The sequence below is a fragment of the Streptomyces gobitricini genome, assembly GCF_039532985.1.
Taxonomy (GTDB): domain Bacteria; phylum Actinomycetota; class Actinomycetes; order Streptomycetales; family Streptomycetaceae; genus Streptomyces; species Streptomyces gobitricini.
In genome coordinates, this window is record NZ_BAAASR010000049.1 from 193407 (window position 1) to 209246 (window position 15840).

The 15840-nt window shown below is 70.5% G+C and carries 13 protein-coding genes; 8 read left to right on the forward strand and 5 right to left on the reverse strand.

Annotated elements, in window-relative coordinates; genetic code table 11:
• Nucleotides 1-206 precede the first annotated feature (206 nt).
• The 3 genes from gltX to ABD347_RS29295 form a co-directional block, all read right to left on the reverse strand.
• Complete coding sequence (gltX, locus tag ABD347_RS29285; protein WP_344366843.1) at nt 207-1679, reverse strand: glutamate--tRNA ligase; 1473 nt, start codon at nt 1677-1679, stop codon at nt 207-209.
• Nucleotides 1672-2460: a fumarylacetoacetate hydrolase family protein gene (locus tag ABD347_RS29290; RefSeq protein WP_344366845.1), complete on the reverse strand. Its 789-nt coding sequence runs from the start codon at nt 2458-2460 to the stop codon at nt 1672-1674. The genes gltX and ABD347_RS29290 overlap by 8 nt, the downstream gene beginning before the upstream one ends.
• A gap of 79 nt (nt 2461-2539) precedes the next feature.
• Complete coding sequence (locus tag ABD347_RS29295; RefSeq protein ID WP_344366847.1) at nt 2540-2722, reverse strand: hypothetical protein; 183 nt, start codon at nt 2720-2722, stop codon at nt 2540-2542.
• 586 nt (nt 2723-3308) lie between these two features.
• On the opposite strand from ABD347_RS29295, the gene ABD347_RS29300 reads away from it, so the two are divergent.
• The 8 genes from ABD347_RS29300 (at nt 3309) to ABD347_RS29335 (ending at nt 13737) form a co-directional block, all read left to right on the forward strand.
• The gene (locus ABD347_RS29300; protein ID WP_344366849.1) at nt 3309-6998 is read left to right on the forward strand and encodes a sensor histidine kinase; all 3690 of its coding nucleotides are present in this window, start codon (nt 3309-3311) and stop codon (nt 6996-6998) included.
• Nucleotides 6999-7007: 9 nt separating this feature from the next.
• A complete protein-coding gene (locus tag ABD347_RS29305; RefSeq protein ID WP_064070344.1) occupies nt 7008-7421 on the forward strand; it encodes a roadblock/LC7 domain-containing protein in 414 nt (137 codons plus the stop codon).
• A 121-nt stretch (nt 7422-7542) separates the two neighbouring features.
• On the forward strand, nt 7543-7950 hold the full coding sequence (locus tag ABD347_RS29310; RefSeq protein ID WP_344366851.1) for a DUF742 domain-containing protein: 408 nt from the start codon (nt 7543-7545) through the stop codon (nt 7948-7950).
• Entirely contained in the window at nt 7931-8518 is a 588-nt protein-coding gene (locus ABD347_RS29315) for a GTP-binding protein (RefSeq protein ID WP_344366853.1), read from the forward strand. The genes ABD347_RS29310 and ABD347_RS29315 overlap by 20 nt, the downstream gene beginning before the upstream one ends.
• Nucleotides 8519-8859: 341 nt before the next feature.
• On the forward strand, nt 8860-12078 hold the full coding sequence (locus tag ABD347_RS29320; protein ID WP_344366854.1) for a sensor histidine kinase: 3219 nt from the start codon (nt 8860-8862) through the stop codon (nt 12076-12078).
• A 10-nt stretch (nt 12079-12088) separates the two neighbouring features.
• Complete coding sequence (locus ABD347_RS29325; RefSeq protein ID WP_006127847.1) at nt 12089-12502, forward strand: roadblock/LC7 domain-containing protein; 414 nt, start codon at nt 12089-12091, stop codon at nt 12500-12502.
• A 97-nt stretch (nt 12503-12599) separates the two neighbouring features.
• Nucleotides 12600-13175: a DUF742 domain-containing protein gene (locus ABD347_RS29330; protein ID WP_344366856.1), complete on the forward strand. Its 576-nt coding sequence runs from the start codon at nt 12600-12602 to the stop codon at nt 13173-13175.
• A complete protein-coding gene (locus ABD347_RS29335; protein WP_069978110.1) occupies nt 13156-13737 on the forward strand; it encodes a GTP-binding protein in 582 nt (193 codons plus the stop codon). Before ABD347_RS29330 ends, ABD347_RS29335 begins: the two co-directional genes overlap by 20 nt.
• 156 nt (nt 13738-13893) lie before the next feature.
• Here ABD347_RS29335 and ABD347_RS29340 read toward each other — a convergent pair whose 3' ends face one another.
• Complete coding sequence (locus ABD347_RS29340) at nt 13894-14091, reverse strand: acyl-CoA carboxylase subunit epsilon (protein WP_344366858.1); 198 nt, start codon at nt 14089-14091, stop codon at nt 13894-13896.
• Nucleotides 14092-14103: 12 nt separating this feature from the next.
• Nucleotides 14104-15687, reverse strand: coding sequence for an acyl-CoA carboxylase subunit beta (locus tag ABD347_RS29345; RefSeq protein WP_344366860.1), 1584 nt, complete (start codon nt 15685-15687; stop codon nt 14104-14106).
• Nucleotides 15688-15840: the final 153 nt, after the last annotated feature.

Consider the following 15840-nt stretch of genomic DNA (forward strand, 5'->3'; position numbering starts at 1 on the left):
CCGGCGGTCGGGGAAGGCCCGGCGGTCCGGGAAGGCCCGTCGTACGCGGCGCCCCGGTGACGGCCGGTGGCGGCGTCCGCCCCCGCACGCGAGGAGCGCGCCGCCGACGAGAGCCGGGAGGCGGGCGGAGCACTCGGCCGCCGCCGCCCACGCGGGAGGGGGCGGCGGCCGTCGTGGCCGCCGCCCCCTCCCGCGTACGCCGGGCGCTACGCCGCGAGCTTCGCCAGCGCGGCGTCGACGCGGGCCAGGGTGCGCTCCTTGCCCAGGATCTCCAGGGACTCGAAGAGCGGCAGGCCGACCGTGCGGCCGGTGACCGCGACGCGGACGGGGGCCTGGGCCTTGCCGAGCTTCAGCCCGTGCTCCTCGCCGGCGGCGAGGACCGCGTTCTTCAGCGACTCGGGGCTGGTCCAGTCCGCGGCCTCCAGCTTGGCGCGGGCCGTGCGCAGCAGGGCGTCGGAGCCCTCCTTCATGGCCTTCTGCCAGGACGCCTCGTCCTCGACCGGCTCCTTGAGGAACAGGAAGTCGACATTGGCCGTGATGTCGGAGAGGACGGTCAGGCGGGTCTGGGCGTGCGGGGCGATGGCCTCCCAGGCCGCCTGGTCGAAGTCCTCCGGCGCCCATGGGGCGTGCGGGGCCCTCAGCCACGGCTCGCAGGCGGCGGCGAACGCCTTCACGTCCAGCATGCGGATGTGGTCGGCGTTGATCGCCTCGGCCTTCTTGAGGTCGAAGCGGGCCGGGTTGGCGTTGACGTCCGCGACGTCGAACTTCGCGATCATCTCGGGGATGGTGAAGACGTCCTGGTCGGCGGAGAAGGACCAGCCGAGCAGGGACAGGTAGTTGAGCAGGCCCTCCGGGAGGAAGCCGCGCTCCCGGTAGAGGTTGAGGGAGGCCTGCGGGTCGCGCTTGGAGAGCTTCTTGTTGCCCTCGCCCATGACGTAGGGCAGGTGGCCGAAGGCGGGGATGACCTTGGCCACGCCCAGCTCGATCAGCGCCTTGTAGAGGGCGATCTGGCGCGGGGTGGAGGACAGCAGGTCCTCGCCGCGCAGGACGTGCGTGATCTCCATCAGCGCGTCGTCGACGGGGTTGACGAGCGTGTAGAGGGGGGCGCCGTTGGCACGGACGATGCCGTAGTCGGGGACGTTGTCCGGAGTGAAGGTGAGCTCGCCGCGGACCAGGTCGGTGAAGGTGATGGGCTCGTCGGGCATCCGGAAACGGACGATCGACTCGCGGCCCTCCGCCTCGTACGCCGTCCTCTGCTCGGCGGTCAGGTCGCGGCACTTCCCGTCGTAGCCGGAGGGCCGGCCGGCGGCGCGGGCGGCCTCGCGGCGCTCGTCGAGCTCGGTGGCGGTGCAGTAGCAGCGGTACGCGTAGCCGCCGGCCAGCAGTTTGCCGGCGACGTCCCGGTAGATGTCCATGCGCTGCGACTGGCGGTACGGGGCGTGCGGACCGCCGACCTCGGGGCCCTCGTCCCAGTCGAGGCCGAGCCAGCGCAGCGAGTCGAGGAGCTGCTGGTAGGACTCCTCCGAGTCGCGGGCCGCGTCGGTGTCCTCGATGCGGAAGACCATGGTGCCCTGGTTGTGCCGGGCGAAGGCCCAGTTGAACAGGGCGGTGCGGACCAGACCCACGTGGGGGTTGCCGGTCGGCGAGGGACAGAAACGTACGCGGATCGCGTTAGCCACGCTTGATCACCTTGTTGGTGAGAGTGCCGATGCCTTCGATGGTGACGGCGACCTCGTCGCCGACGTTGAGCGGTCCGACTCCGGCCGGGGTTCCGGTGAGGATCACATCGCCCGGGAGCAGCGTCATGGCCTCGGTGATGTGGACGACCAGGTCCTCCACGGAGCGGATCATGTCGCTCGTACGGCCCAGCTGGCGCTGCTCGCCGTTGACCGTGCACTGGATCGTGACGTCGGCGGGGTCGAGCTCGGTCTCCACCCAGGGGCCCAGCGGGCAGGAGGTGTCGAAGCCCTTGGCGCGCGCCCACTGCTTCTCGTGCCGCTGCGCGTCCCGGGCCGATACGTCGTTGGCGCAGGTGTAGCCGAGGATGACGTCCTTGACGCGCTCGCGCGGGACCTCGCGGCACATCCGGCCGATCACCACGGCGAGTTCCGCCTCGTGGTGCAGCTCGTTCGAGAAGGAGGGGTACTCGATGGCGTCGCCGGAGCCGATCACCGAGGTGGTGGGCTTGAAGAACGTCACGGGCGCGTCCGGGACCTCGTTGCCGAGCTCCGCGGCGTGCTCCGCGTAGTTGCGGGCGATGGCCACGACCTTGTTGGGCAGGACGGGCGGCAGCAGCCGGACCTTGCTCAGCGGGACCTTGGTCCCGCTGAGTTCGAAGTCGGCGTACGGAATACCCTTGATGATGTCGAGGACGAGGGCGCCCTCTTCGCCGGGGGCGGTGCCGCCCTCGACCGCGCCGAAGGCGACGTTGCCGTCGATGGAGAACCTGGCGATGCGCACGGGATGCCGTGCCCCTTACTTCCGCTGGCTGAAGTCTGACGCTCCAGGCTAACGCGGTCGGCGCACCCGGCTCGCCGGGTCAGCGCCCGGCGGGGGCGGGGGCGTCCATCAGGGTCGTACGGCGCGGGTTTGCGGTGCTGGCGGGGAGGACGACCGACTGCTCCGGGCGCGCCCCCTGGTCCAGCTGACCGGCGTCGGCCAGGTGCATCAGGGTGGTGCGGCGGGGGTTGGCGATGCTGCGCATGGTCATCGTCGTCTTCATCGGTGGTGTCGACCTCGGGGTTCGGGCGGCGTCGTCGCGCCTGGTTGACGGTTTCTTCTTCTTCGTAAAGCGTCAGGCTAAACATGGGATTCCCCGCCAATGGCGGTAGATGACAACGATCTATATGTGAGTTTGCTCACGCAGCTGCCGTCAATCCAGACATACCGGACGGACGGCAGGGGTCCATCAACCGGACATTGCGTACCTGAATGCAGCATTCCGCTGCTGATCATCGCGACTGGGACACCCCCCACCCCCCGGGGTCCCACCAGCGACTCGTACGCGAACATCCGATTCCTCCCTGATTCGTTCCTACGGCCGGTGATCCACCCCTCACGTGGCGTGACCCCCTTGCGGGTGCGACCCGTCGGCCTTGTTGGAGATCCGGCACTGTGCTGGAATTCCAGGCACCGCCGCGATTCCAGACCGGCGCGCTGGGGCGCAACACAGCGCCGGGCGGCGGTGAGAAAGGGGGATCTGCGCCGGTCACTCACGACCACCACTGGAGCGCGCTCGCGCTCCACGACGCCGACACCGTCCTGTCCGTTCGCGCGGCGGGACGCCTGGTCCAGAGGTTGCGACGCTAGTGCAGGGACGTTTCAAGAGGGATGGCAACGGGTCTCCCCAGGCCCGCCAGGGCCGAGGGGAAGCTGCTGCGGAGCACGAGCCGCTCGGCGGGACCGACCGCGGCTCCTCCCCCCAGCACACCCAGGCCCCGGGTCCGGCCGCAGCCGGCGACGGTGGTGACCGTGCGGGACGCCCGGGCACCGGACAGGGCGGCGACGCCGCGTCCGCGGAGCCCGGCAGGTCCAGGACGGGCAAGGGCGGAAAGGGCGGCAAGGGCACGAAGGCCGCGAAGGCCGCGCCGTCGGACAAGAGCCCCACCGACGTCGGCTCGCGAATAGCCCTGCGCAACTGGCGCATCAGCACGCGTCTGGTCTCGCTGCTCGCCCTCCCCGTGGTCGCCGCGACCACCCTGGGCGGCATCCGTATCAACGAGTCCATGAACGACATGGAGCAGCTGGATCACATGCAGCTGCTCACCAAGCTGACCCAGGAGGCGACCAACCTCGCCCGCGCGCTCCAGGAGGAGCGCGACCTGACGGCCGGCCCCCTGTCCAACGGCGTCGCCCCCAACAACCTCAAGATCACCGAGCGGCAGAAGAAGGCCGACCGGATGCGGGACGCCTTCCTCGACGCCACCAACGACATCGGTGACACACAGGGCGACGAGGCCCTGCAGAGCATCCACGCCAACGTGTCGTCGATCGCCAGGCAGGTCCTGACCCTCGGCAACATCCGCAGCGGCGCGTACAAGGACAGCTCGCAGGACTTCCAGACCGTCGAACGCTACAACCGCCTGATCAACTCGCTGCTCACCCTGTCCCAGGACATGGCGCAGGCGACCAGCAACCCCGAGATGATCAAGCGGACCCGCGCGCTCGCCGCGTTCTCGTCCGCCAAGGAGTACGCCTCCATCCAGCGTGCGATCATCGCCGCCGCCCTGCCCGCGACCAGCCAGGAAAAGCGGTCGATGGACCCCAACGACCGCGAGTACGGCGCGGCCGCCCGGGAGAACGAGAGGGTGGCGCGGGAGTCCTTCGAGCGCATCTACAGCTCGCTGGGCGGAGACCCGACGGAGCTGCTGGCCCCCCTCGGCCCGAACAACCCCTCCATCGCCCAGGCCGACAACTACGCGGACCTCGTGCTGCGCAACAACGAGGGGATGAAGCAGCAGGACGCGCGGAACTACCTGGACTGGACCGACGCCTACACCACCAAGATCCAGGTGATGGACACCATCGAGGCGTCCCTGCTGGGCGACATGGACACCACCGCCCGTGAGCTGCGCCAGGAGGAGCAGCGCGACGCGATCATCAACGGTGCGCTGATCCTGCTCGTGCTCGGTGTCTCGCTGGTCGGCGCCTTCGTGGTGGCCCGCTCCATGATCCGGTCGCTGCGGCGGCTCCAGGACACGGCCACCAGGGTCGCCCAGGAGCGACTGCCCGAGCTGGTCAAGCAGCTGTCCGAGGCCGACCCGCAGGACGTCGACACGTCCGTGGAGTCGGTGGGCGTGTACTCCCGGGACGAGATCGGCCAGGTGGCCGCGGCCTTCGACGACGTGCACCGCGAGGCGGTCCGCCTCGCCGCCGAGCAGGCCCTGCTGCGGGGCAACGTCAACGCGATGTTCACCAACCTCTCGCGCCGCTCCCAGGGCCTCATCCAGCGGCAGCTGTCGCTGATCTCCGAGCTCGAGTCCCGCGAGGCCGACCCGGACCAGCTGTCCTCCCTGTTCAAGCTGGACCACCTCGCCACCCGTATGCGCCGTAACGGTGAGAACCTGCTGGTCCTCGCCGGTGAGGAGCCGGGGCGCCGGTGGACCCGGCCCGTCCCGCTCGTCGACGTGCTCCGTGCCGCCGCCTCCGAGGTGGAGCAGTACGAGCGCATCGAGCTCGCCTCCGTACCGGCGACCGAGGTCGCGGGCCGCGTCGTCAACGACCTCGTGCACCTGCTCGCCGAGCTGCTGGAGAACGCCACGTCGTTCTCGTCGCCGCAGACCAAGGTGCGTGTCACCGGTCACGCGCTGCCCGACGGGCGGGTGCTCGTCGAGATCCACGACACCGGAATCGGCCTGTCCCCCGAGGACCTGGCCGCGATCAACGAGCGCCTCGCGTCGCCGCCCACCGTGGACGTGTCGGTGTCCCGGCGCATGGGTCTGTTCGTGGTCGGCCGCCTGTCCCTGCGACACGGCATCCGCATCCAGCTGCGCCCCTCCGACTCGGGCGGTACGACCGCGCTGGTCATGCTCCCGGTGGACGTCGCCCAGGGCGGCAAGAAGCTGCCCGGCAAGCCCGGCCAGGGCGGTCCCGGCGGTCAGGGCGCCATGCCGCAGGGCCCGGCAGGCTCCGGTGGCCGGCTGACCGGTGGACCCGGCGCGGCCGGTGGCTCCCGGCCCGGTCTGGCCGGCGGCCCCGGTGGCGCGGGCGGTCCGGGAGGTCCGGCGGGTGCGCCCGCGGGCCGGAGTGGTCTCGGCGCGGGCGCCGGTGCCGGTGGTGCGCGTGGCCAGGTCGGCACGGGAGCCGGGCCCCGGCCCGCGCTGCCCGGCCGGGACGACGCGGCCGCGCGGCCGGGCGGACCGCAGGGCGGTCAGCCGGGTCGTCATGGCCGGCCCGGCCAGGGACAGGGCCAGGGGGCTCCGGCCGGACAGCCGCAGCCCCAGCACCAGCAGGACCCGCAGCGTCAGGGTGCCGGTGTCGCGGACGCCTTCGGCGGTCCCGGCGGTGGCCGGGGTACGCGGGACAACGGCATCCCGACCCGTTCGGACGTCTGGCAGAACGGCCCCTCCGAGCAGGGGCCCCGGTCCGGCAAGCAGCAACTGCCGCCCTCCGGCGGTCCGCGCGCCGAACTCCCCGGCGCCGCCCAGCAGTCGCAGCACCAGCAGCCGCCGCGCCGACAGCAGCCGCAGCAGCCGGTCCAGCAGCAGCCCGCGCAGCAGCGCCCCCAGCGCCCGCAGACCACCAGCTGGGGCGCGGACGTGCCGCGCGGCCACGAGGAGCCGGAGGCCACCGGGCAGTACGCCCGCCCGTCGGCCGACCGTCAGGACCCCGCGTCCACGGAGCAGTTCGCGCGCCCGGACCACAGCGCCGGGCGCCCGCAGCAGCCCGAGGCGCTGCCGCCCGCGACCGGCGCCGGGGACGGCCGTACTCCGCTGTACGACACGCTGGAGACCAACTGGTTCCACCAGAACGGTCAGACCCAGCAGCCGCACCAGCAGCAGGAGCGGCCGCGCGACGACGGGTCCCAGTACCCGGTCCACGACCAGACCATGCCGACCCCGGCCGTACCGCAGCAGGCGGCGCCGCGGTCCACGCGGCCGACGCCCACGCGGCCCGCACCGTCGCTGCCGCCCCGCCGCGACGGCCAGGGCGCCGGCCAGGGTGTCGCTGGTGGCCAGGGCACCGACCCGGCCGCCACGACCGGGACGTGGCGCACCTCCCCCAACGACGAGCTGGTGCGCCAGGCCGAGCGGGTCCGCAAGCCCGCCGCCGGCGGCGTCACCACCTCCGGCCTTCCCCGCCGGGTCCCGCGCGCCAATCTGGTGCCGGGGACCGCGCAGGAGTCGGCCCACCAGTCCGGTCCGCAGGTCTCGCGTGCGCCTGATGACGTACGCGGCCGCCTGACCAACCTCCGCCGCGGCATCCAGCAGGGGCGTCAGGCAGGCAGCTCCACCACGGGCGGTTTCCATATCGGCCCCACACACCAGCAGGAGCGTTAGTTGAGACCGATGAGCCAAGCGGCCCAGAACCTGAATTGGCTGATCACCAACTTCGTGGACAACACCCCCGGGGTGTCCCACACGGTGGTGGTCTCCGCCGACGGACTCCTGCTGGCCATGTCCGAAGGGTTCCCCCGCGACCGCGCCGACCAGCTCGCGGCCGTGGCGTCCGGACTGACCTCGCTGACCGCGGGGGCGTCCCGGATCTTCGAGGGCGGCGCCGTCGCCCAGACCGTGGTGGAGATGGAGCGCGGCTTCCTCTTCCTGATGTCGATCTCGGACGGCTCCTCGCTGGCCGTGCTCGCGCACCCGGACGCCGACATCGGCCTCGTCGGGTACGAGATGGCACTGCTCGTCGACCGTGCGGGCAGCGTCCTCACCCCTGACCTGCGCGCGGAACTGCAGGGCAGCCTGCTCCACTGAGGCGGTACGCCCCAATCCGTACCTCCCCCACCTCTCGTCTTGTTCACCGTCGGCCGCCCCCTCCGGCCCCCCACCGGCCAGTCAGACGACAGGCAGACCACCTGCTGTCACTGGAGGATCAATGACCCCGCCCCCCGCCTCTCACGATCCGTACGGTGTCCCCACGGACGCCGGTTACGGGGATGAGGGCGATCAGCCGCTGGTCCGGCCGTACGCCATGACCGGCGGCCGGACCCGGCCGCGCTACCAGCTCGCCATAGAAGCGCTGGTCAGTACCACGGCCGACCCGGCCCACCTGGGAAGCCTGCTTCCCGAGCACCAGCGGATCTGCCACCTCTGCCGTGAGGTGAAGTCGGTGGCGGAGGTGTCGGCACTGCTGTCGATGCCGCTGGGCGTCGCCCGGATCCTCGTCGCCGACCTGGCGGAGGCGGGCATGGTGGCGATCCACCAGCCGGGCAATGGAGAGGCCGGCGGAACGCCGGATGTGACACTGCTCGAAAGGGTGCTCAGTGGACTTCGAAAGATCTAGCGGCGGTTCGGGAGGCGGTCGTTCGACCACCTCCGCGAAGATCGTGGTGGCGGGTGGATTCGGCGTGGGCAAGACCACGTTCGTCGGCGCCGTCTCGGAGATCAACCCGCTGCGTACCGAGGCCGTCATGACGTCCGCCTCCGCGGGCATCGACGACCTCACCCACACCGGCGACAAGAAGACCACCACGGTCGCCATGGACTTCGGCCGCATCACCCTGGACCAGGACCTGATCCTGTACCTCTTCGGTACGCCCGGGCAGGACCGTTTCTGGTTCATGTGGGACGACCTGGTCCGCGGCGCCATCGGCGCGGTCGTCCTCGTCGACACCAGAAGACTCGCCGACTGCTTCCCGGCCGTCGACTACTTCGAGAACAGCGGCCTGCCCTTCGTCGTCGCCCTCAACGGCTTCGAGGGGCACCAGCCCTACACGCCGGACGAGGTCCGCGAGGCGCTGCAGATCGGACCCGACACCCCGATCATCACCACCGACGCCCGCCACCGCGCCGACGCCAAGAGCGCCCTCATCACGCTCGTGGAACACGCCCTGATGGCCCGCCTCAAGTAGACGTCGCCGTACGGCAGTTGTCGTAGCGGCGTTCCGGGGCCGAGTGTGTCCTTTGACACGGTCGGCCCCGGGGTTCATAACGTTTCGACAGAGAATTGCGGGGCGTCCAACACGAGACGCATCCGTATGGTGCCGCTGTGCTCACATGAGCCCCGCCTTTTGGCGGGGCTCGTTCTTTATGCCCGTTTTATCTGAGGTCTGGACCACTGATAACGACCCGATCGGGGGGTTTGGAACGCGGCGGCTTTACGTGCTGCAATGCGACGAACTCCCGAGTAGTACGGCCCTGAAACAGAAAAACGGCACACCGTAGGTGCCGGCGCCGAGAGGTTGTTGGTCGAGTGAGGCGAAGCACGAAAAGCGCCGCAGAGCAGCAGGCGCGGGGCAACTTCACCCCGCCCGCCCGCACAGCGGTGCCGCCTGCCGATACGCCCGGAACGTCGTCGGCCGCCTCCGGCGGCAGTGGTGGTACGGGCAGCTCCAGCAAGCTGTCCCCGCGCAACTGGCGTGTGGGAACCCGCCTGAACGCCATCCTCCTCATACCCGTGCTCGTCGGTCTCGTCATGGGCGGCTTCCAGGTCAAGTCCGCCATCGACACCTGGCAGGAGGCGCAGGACGCCGAGAAGACGGCGCTCATCGTGCGCGCCGCCTCGGAGTACGGCCAGGCGCTGCTCAACGAGCGTGACCTCACCGCCGAACCGCTGCTCACCGGGGAGGGCGAGAACGCCCCGCAGGTCACCAAGACGCGCGCCGCGACGGAGACCGCCAAGAAGAAGTTCGACGAGGCCGTCCGGGACATGCCGTCCGGCCAGGGCCTGGAGCGCCGGCTGGACCTCTTCAGGAAGGCGGAGCCGGAGCTCGAGGCGCTTCGCGAGAGCGCCTACAGCAAGGCGCAGGACCCGGTGAAGACCGAAGAGGACTACACCAAGGTCCAGCACTACCTGATGGAGTTCGCCAACGAACTCGGCCTCGGCACCGGAAACGTCACCTCCTACGGCCGCATGGTCTACGCCATCCAGCTCGCCCAGGCGGCCCAGTCGCTCCAGCGCTCGATCGGCACGCACCTGTTGATCCGGCCGAGCAAGGACGACGCGACGTTCGCCGCGCAGAGCAGGGCGTTCAGCTCGTACAACTACCTGGAGCAGATCGCCCTCGGCGAGTACAACTCTGGTGGTACCGAGGAGGACGTCGACAAGCTCCGGGCGGTCATGGAGCGCAGGGCCGCCGAGGGTGACAAGCAGCTGCAGGCCGCGGGCATCAGCCTGCCGAAGGAGAACGGCTCGGTCCTCGCGCCCATGGCGCAGGCCATCGGCGCGGCCGAGGACGCCGAGGCGATCGAGGAGCTCGCGGCCAAGGGCATCGTGCCCCGCACCTGGATCGGCGCCTCCACCTCCAAGTTCGACGGTTACGGCGAGGTCAGCACCGAGCTCGTGAACAAGGCCGTGGACGAGGCCGCCGAGATCTCCTCCGACGCCAAGACCGACGCCATCGTCATCGGCGCCATCGTCGTGATCGCCCTGCTCACCGCGTTCATCCTGGCCGGGATGATGGCCCGGCAGATGAGCACGTCGATGAGCCGCCTGCGCACCGCCGCCTTCAACATCGCCGAGCAGCGCCTGCCGATGCTGGTCGACCAGCTCTCCCGTACCGACCCGGGCCGTGTCGACACCCGCGTACAGCCCATCCCGATCGACTCCCAGGACGAGATCGGCGAGGTCGCCCGCGCCTTCGACCAGGTGCACCGCGAGGCCGTCCGGCTCGCCGCCGAGCAGGCCCTGCTGCGGGGCAACGTCAACGCGATCTTCACCAACCTGTCGCAGCGCAACCAGTCGCTGATCGAGGGCCAGCTGACCCTGATCACCGAGCTGGAGAACAACGAGGCCGACCCGGACCAGCTGGAGAACCTCTTCCGCCTGGACCACCTGGCCACCCGTATGCGCCGCAACGGCGAGAACCTCCTCATCCTCGCCGGCGAGGAGCCCGGCCGCCGCTGGAACCAGCCCGTCCCGCTGGTGGACGTGCTGCGCGCCGCCTCCTCCGAGGTGGAGCAGTACGAGCGCATCGAGCTCACCGGCGTACCGGAGTCGGAGATCCACGGCCAGGCCGTGACCGACCTCGTGCACCTGCTGGCCGAGCTGCTGGAGAACGCCACGACGTTCTCCTCGCCGCAGACCAAGGTCCGGGTCACCGCGACCCGTCTCCCCGACGGCCGCGTGATGGTCGAGATCCACGACAAGGGCATCGGCCTGACCGCCGAGGACTTCGCCGACATCAACCACAAGCTGGCCAACCCGCCGACCGTGGACGCCGCGATCTCGCAACGCATGGGCCTGTTCGTGGTCGGCCGCCTCGCCGACCGGCACGGCATCCGCGTCCAGCTGCGCCCCTCGGGGGAGCAGGCCGGTACGACGTCGCTGGTCATGCTTCCGGACGCGATCACCCACGGTGGTGGCGGCGACCCGGCCATGGAGGACGACTTCACCGTCTCCCAGATCATCCCGGAGCAGCAGGCGTTCGAGGCGGCGCCGCTGCGGACGGCCGCGGAGCTCGGCTTCGACGACTCCCAGTACGACCAGACCGCGTCGGGCGACGGCAACTCGCTGGACCCGGTGGGCCGCTCCCGGATGCGCGAGGAGCGCCGTGCGGCGCTGGGCGCACAGCTCCAGGGTGGCTCCGAGGCCGAGCGCAGCGCGTTCCGCGACGAGGCGGCCCAGGAGCGGCAGGCCCCCGCGTACGAGGAACAGGGCGGCCAGGAGCAGTACGGCTACGAGCAGCAGCAGTACGAGCAGCGGAACGGGTACGCCCAGGACGGCTACGACGGCTACCAGCAGCAGTACGGTGGCGGTGAGTACGCGACGGGCGAGTACGCGAGCGGTGAGTACGCGACCGGCGAGTACGCCGAACCGGCATATGCGGAATCGGGTTTTCCGGCTCAGGAGCCGCAGCAGCCGCAGTACGACAACCAGTTCGAACCCCAGTCCCACCAGGGCGAGTGGCCGGAACAGCACTCCTACGAGAGCGGTTACGAGTCCGGGTACGCGGCGGAATCGGAATCTTCCCAGGGCGCTCCCACGAACGGCCGGGAACGCGTAGGCTTCTCCTCGGGCCCCACCCCGAGCACCGGTCACGAGCTGACCGACGCCGGTCTGCCGCGCCGCGGCAGCCAGCAGCAGGCTCCGGCCCCGCAGCAGCAGCAGGTTCCTCAGGCGGAACAGACGCGGCCGGTCCAGCGGGTCTCGCAGAGCAGCAGCGAGGACAACGGTCCCGAGGGCTGGCGCTCGACCAACGACGAGCGCTGGCAGCGGGCCGAGAAGCTCCGCGAGCCGAAGGCCGGCGGGGTCACCCCGTCCGGACTCCCGCGGCGCGTTCCCAAGGCCAACCTGGTCGAGGGCACGGCGGAGCAGACCCCGCAGGGCGGCCCACAGGTCTCCCGCGCCCCGGAGGACGTGCGTGGCAGGTTGAGCAACCTGCGGCGCGGTGTCCAGCAGGGGCGCAACGCGGGAACGGACACGAACGGATCGGGCCTCGGCCCGGGTAGTACCTACAACCAGGAGCGTTAGTGTGAGCCCGATGAGCCAGGCGGCGCAGAATCTGAACTGGTTGATCACCAACTTCGTGGACAACACCCCCGGGGTGTCCCACACGGTGGTGGTCTCCGCCGACGGACTCCTGCTGGCGATGTCCGAGGGTTTCCCCCGGGACCGCGCCGACCAGCTCGCGGCGGTGGCGTCGGGACTGACGTCGCTGACGGCCGGGGCGTCCCGGATCTTCGAGGGTGGCGCGGTCAACCAGACGGTGGTGGAGATGGAGCGCGGCTTCCTCTTCATCATGTCGATCTCGGACGGCTCCTCGCTGGCCGTCCTCGCCCACCCGGACGCCGACATCGGTCTGGTCGGCTACGAGATGGCCCTGCTGGTGGATCGAGCGGGCAGTGTCCTCACCCCGGACCTCCGCGCCGAGCTCCAGGGAAGTCTTCTCAACTAGCAGACGGACCGTGCGTTTCTCGCCACCGCACCATAGGGTGCGGTGGCGCGGCTCCACAGGGACATGGATCCGGTGAACGGCAGTCGGAGGAGGAAAAGTGGCAACACCCCCAGGCGGACACCACCCATACGACGGTGCGCACCAGTCGCAGGGTGAGAACGCCCAGAACCGCTTCAACTTCCCTTCCACGCCGAGCGGTCAGGGCGGCACGCAGCAGCCGCAGCCCTACCAGCAGCCGCAGCCCGGTCCCTCGTACGTCCAGCCGCAGGCACCGCGCATCCAGCCGGGGCAGCAGCGGCGGCGTCCGGAGCCCGCGCCCACGTCGGGCAACCACAACCCGCTGGTCCGTCCGTACGCCATGACCGGCGGCCGGACGAGGCCGCGTTACCAGCTCGCCATCGAGGCGCTGGTGTCCACCACGGCCGATCCGTCACGGTTGCAAGGGCAGTTGCCCGAGCACCAGCGGATCTGCCGGCTGTGCATCGAGATCAAGTCGGTCGCCGAGATCTCGGCACTCCTCTCCATCCCCCTCGGCGTTGCCCGGATCCTCGTCGCCGACCTGGCGGAGGCCGGACTTGTCGCCATCCACCAGCCCGGCGGCGACGAGTCCGCCGGCGGCCAGCCAGACGTGACACTGCTCGAAAGGGTGCTCAGTGGACTTCGCAAGCTCTAGCGGCGGTGCAGCCCGCTCAACCACCAGCGCGAAGATCGTGGTGGCGGGCGGATTCGGCGTGGGCAAGACCACGTTCGTCGGCGCCGTCTCGGAGATCAACCCGCTGCGTACCGAGGCCGTCATGACGTCTGCGTCCGCGGGCATCGACGACCTCACCCACACCGGTGACAAGACGACCACCACGGTCGCCATGGACTTCGGCCGCATCACCCTGGACCAGGACCTGATCCTGTACCTCTTCGGTACGCCCGGGCAGGACCGTTTCTGGTTCATGTGGGACGACCTGGTCCGCGGCGCCATCGGCGCGGTCGTCCTCGTCGACACCCGCCGTCTCGCCGACTGCTTCCCCGCCGTCGACTACTTCGAGAACAGCGGCCTGCCCTTCGTGATCGCGCTGAACGGTTTCGACGGCCACCAGCCGTACACGCCGGACGAGGTCCGCGAGGCGCTGCAGATCGGGCCCGACACCCCGATCATCACCACCGACGCCCGCCACCGCGCCGACGCCAAGAGCGCCCTCATCACGCTCGTGGAACACGCCCTGATGGCCCGCCTCCGGTAGGCCCGCCTCCGGTAGGTAGGTCCCGTGACACGCGGAAGGCCCGTACACCCCAGGGTGTGCGGGCCTTCCGCCATGCGCCGCGGCGGGTGCCGGGAGCGTCGGGGACGGCGAAGGGCCCCGCACCGTGAGTGGTGCGGGGCCCTTTGTGGCCCGGGTTCAGCCCTGCCAGGAGTGGGGAGCGCTGAAGCCGGGACGGCGCTCCAGGCGCCGCCAGCCTGCGGTGGAGCGGACGCGGCGGGCCGGGGTGGCGGCGGGACGGGCCGAGGCGCGGGCGAGGAGGACGGCGGTGATGGCCGCGAGTTCCTCCGGGTCGGCCTGGCCCTTCTCCACGCGGAGCAGGTTGGAGTCGGTCACGTGAGGCTCCCTTTACTGGGGCGGGTTGCCGTGCTTGCGGGACGGCAGGTCGGCGTGCTTCGTGCGGAGCATCGCCAGGGAGGCGATGAGCACGGAGCGGGTCTCGGACGGGTCGATGACGTCGTCGACCAGGCCGCGCTCCGCGGCGTAGTACGGGTGCATCAGCTCGGCCTTGTACTCCTTGACCATGCGGGCGCGCATGGCCTCCGGGTCCTCGGCGTCGGCGATCTGACGGCGGAAGATGACGTTGGCGGCGCCCTCGGCGCCCATCACGGCGATCTCGTTGGTCGGCCAGGCGTAGGTGAGGTCCGCGCCGATGGACTGGGAGTCCATGACGATGTACGCGCCGCCGTAGGCCTTGCGGAGGATGAGGCTGATGCGCGGCACGGTGGCGTTGCAGTACGCGTACAGCAGCTTCGCGCCGTGCCGGATGATCCCGCCGTGCTCCTGGTCCACGCCCGGCAGGAAGCCCGGCACGTCCAGCAGCGTGACGATCGGGATGTTGAAAGCATCGCACATCTGAACGAAGCGGGCGGCCTTCTCGCTCGCCTCGATGTCCAGCACGCCGGCCAGCGTCTGCGGCTGGTTGGCGACGATGCCGACGACCTGGCCGTCCAGGCGGGCCAGGGCGCAGATGATGTTGCGGGCCCAGCGCTCGTGGACCTCCAGGTAGTCGCCGTCGTCGACGAGTTCCTCGATGACCTTGGCCATGTCGTAGGGCCGGTTGCCGTCCGCCGGGACCAGGTCCAGCAGGACGTCCGAACGGCGGTCGGCCGGGTCGTCGCTGGGGTGGGCGGGCGGGTTCTCGCGGTTGTTGGACGGCAGCATCGACAGGAGGTAGCGGACCTCCGCGATGCAGGTCTCCTCGTCGTCGTACGCGAAGTGCGCCACGCCCGAGGTCTCGGCGTGCACGTCCGCGCCGCCCAGGCCGTTCTGGGTGATCTCCTCACCGGTGACCGCCTTGACGACGTCCGGGCCGGTGATGAACATCTGCGAGGTGTCGCGGACCATGAAGACGAAGTCCGTCAGCGCCGGGCTGTAGGCGGCGCCGCCCGCGCACGGGCCGAGCATCACGCTGATCTGCGGGATGACGCCCGAGGCGCGCGTGTTGCGCTGGAAGATGCCGCCGTAGCCGGCGAGCGCGGAGACGCCCTCCTGGATACGGGCGCCGGCGCCGTCGTTCAGGGACACCAGCGGCGCTCCGGCCGCGATGGCCATGTCCATGATCTTGTGGATCTTGGTGGCGTGGGCCTCGCCCAGCGCGCCGCCGAAGATCCGGAAGTCGTGCGCGTAGACGAAGACGGTCCGGCCCTCGACCGTGCCCCAGCCGGTGATCACACCGTCCGTGTACGGCCGCTTGCCCTCCAGGCCGAAACCGGTCGCGCGGTGCCGGCGGAGCTGCTCGACCTCCTGGAACGAGCCCGGGTCGAGCAGGAGCTCGATGCGCTCACGGGCGGTCAGCTTGCCCTTGGCGTGCTGGGCTTCGGTCGCCCGGTCACTCGGGCCGCGCAGGGCCTCCTCGCGCAGGGCGTGCAGCTCTGCCACACGCCCACGGGCATCGGTCGGCTCGCCCTGGGTTTCGTCCACAACGGTCATGCATCGACCCTACGAAGTCGACCAAGAAAAACCCGCCGTCGACTCTGCACAGTCTCCTGACCCATCTCCTGTGAGCCCTGGACAGAACCGCTCCGCGGTGCAGCCGAAGTGCCAGCCCAGGACCCCCAGGCGTTATGGAGATCCCACAATAGG

Excerpts from the sequence above, each read along its gene's own strand:
- ABD347_RS29345 (WP_344366860.1), bottom strand. The coding sequence starts at position 15,687 with ATGACCGTTGTGGACGAAACCCAGGGCGAGCCGACCGATGCCCGTGGG.
- ABD347_RS29295 (WP_344366847.1), bottom strand. The coding sequence starts at position 2,722 with ATGAAGACGACGATGACCATGCGCAGCATCGCCAACCCCCGCCGCACC.
- ABD347_RS29325 (WP_006127847.1), top strand. The coding sequence starts at position 12,089 with ATGAGCCAGGCGGCGCAGAATCTGAACTGGTTGATCACCAACTTCGTG.
- ABD347_RS29310 (WP_344366851.1), top strand. The coding sequence starts at position 7,543 with ATGACCCCGCCCCCCGCCTCTCACGATCCGTACGGTGTCCCCACGGAC.
- ABD347_RS29305 (WP_064070344.1), top strand. The coding sequence starts at position 7,008 with ATGAGCCAAGCGGCCCAGAACCTGAATTGGCTGATCACCAACTTCGTG.